The 1,973-nt window shown below is 39.4% G+C and carries 1 protein-coding gene; it reads right to left on the reverse strand.

Going from position 1 to position 1,973, the window contains the following annotated elements; translation table 11 throughout:
* A partial coding sequence (locus DXC04_RS15305; protein ID WP_199692561.1) for a bacterial Ig-like domain-containing protein occupies positions 1-1,973 on the reverse strand: 1,973 nt, incomplete at both ends.

Consider the following 1,973-nt stretch of genomic DNA (forward strand, 5'->3'; position numbering starts at 1 on the left):
TGTTACGGATGGTGTTTTCACTTTGCCGTTGTAGGTATAAGATGTTGCAGCGATCTTGATACCGGATGCTTTTGGAAGGACTTCAGAAGAAAATACATTTCCACAAACCGAACACTTCTTTTCAACTTTTCCGTCTTTGGAAGTCGTTGCCTTTGTTACTTTTTCCTTCGGTGCATCTGTGGTGCAGTTATCTTCTTCTACCGCCGTACATCTTTTCGTAGTACAGTGACGTTTATGTTTACCCTCACCGATAAACTCCCAGTCACTCCATGCATGTTCATCACTCTTCGGTATTACGAGCTGTGCCTGTGTAACGCTCTCTTTTCCTTCTTTGTCAAGGAAGATCTTTTCGCAGCCTTCGCGCTTACATTTCCAGTGTTCTTTCGTTCCTTTACTCTGACAGGTCGCCGGAGCACCTTCATAATGTTCCATATCGTGTCCAAGTGCCGGTTTGATCTGTTCCTTCAGCGTTTCGTTACAGCCTGCGTCTGTACATTTATAGGACGTAACTCCATCTTCCGTACAGGTTGCCTTTTTCACGGTCTGCTGGAAATGGTGTGGCTTCTTTGCTACGGTAACCTGGAAGCTGCTGCTTATCTTTCCTACAGAAATCTTTACATTGTAGCTGCCAGACTTATTTGGATTATAATCTGTTTCTACTTCATAAGGCATATTATCTGTACTAAACAATTTTCCTGCTTCTGTAATTACTTCCAAGCCGTTTAGTTCGAGTTTTTCTCCATGATAATACGACTTCTTTACAGAATCCGTACGCAGCGTCATTGTTACAGGAGCCAGACGTACCGGATTACCTTTAACACTTGTATCATTCGTCAGATACTGTGATTTTGGTACAATTCCTACTTTATCACAGGTAAAATCATCTGTTTTATAAACAGACATACCGGAACCTCTATCCACATGTCCAACAATAACCATATTTAACCCACTTGCATTACTACCATTATACTGAATGCAGCCGGATGATTTCAAATTGTAAGCATTTCCTACAAAAGTTCCATAATACCCATAAAATTTCATAACAGAATCATATTTATCTGAATCTGTTACCTGAAATCCCCAGCAAGTATTTATAGTTGAATCACTTACTGAGCCGACAAGCCCCCCTGCAGTACTATATGCATTTGTACAGATAGCCCTCAGGCCACTCTTTTCTCTTCCTGAATAGGTAATACAGCTTTTATTTTTTACGTTTCCGGCAAGACAGCCAATACGATCATTTGCTCCGGCTATTCCGCTTGACACTTGCGAATCACGTACAATACAACCTTCCAATATACCGCCATCCAGTTCTCCTGCAACACCACCCACATAAATATGACCGCTGTCTTTTGATGCCGTTACATTACCTTCTATAACTTCACATCTGAAAATTCTTCCATTGTTTTTTACAGTACCAGCCAATGTTCCGGTACTACTATTTGAATAATTGGAGTTTTGAACAACCGTACAATTCTTTATTATCAGATCCATCACCAGACCACCGGATATTGTATGAAACACTCCTGTTGAATTCGTTCTGGCCTCTTTGAGATTTATATTTGAAATGCTGTGTCCGTTTCCATAAAAGATGCCTTTAAAATCTGCGCTTACATACTCGAATTTTTTGTTTGAAAAGTCCAGATCTGCCAATAATGCCACATGTGACTCACTCATATTAAAACTATAATCTTTGGCAAATGCATTAAAGTCCTCTGTTGTTTTGATTGCAAACGGATACTCTTCTGTTCCATAACCACCTGATGGACCGCCTTCTTTTACTGTAAATGTATACGTGTGCAGTTTGATCTTCTGATCTGAAACAGTACAGTACATATCCACTTTAAGCTCTTTACCTTTTTCCAGATTCTTATCAAATGTAATCGTATTGCCTTCTACTTTAACAAAATCCTTATATTGTGCATCCTCTAATTCATAACTGTATTTACATACATTTCCAAATATCTTGCTGT

The organism is Dorea sp. OM07-5 (assembly GCF_003481355.1).
In the GTDB taxonomy this organism is placed as follows: domain Bacteria; phylum Bacillota; class Clostridia; order Lachnospirales; family Lachnospiraceae; genus Dorea_D; species Dorea_D hominis.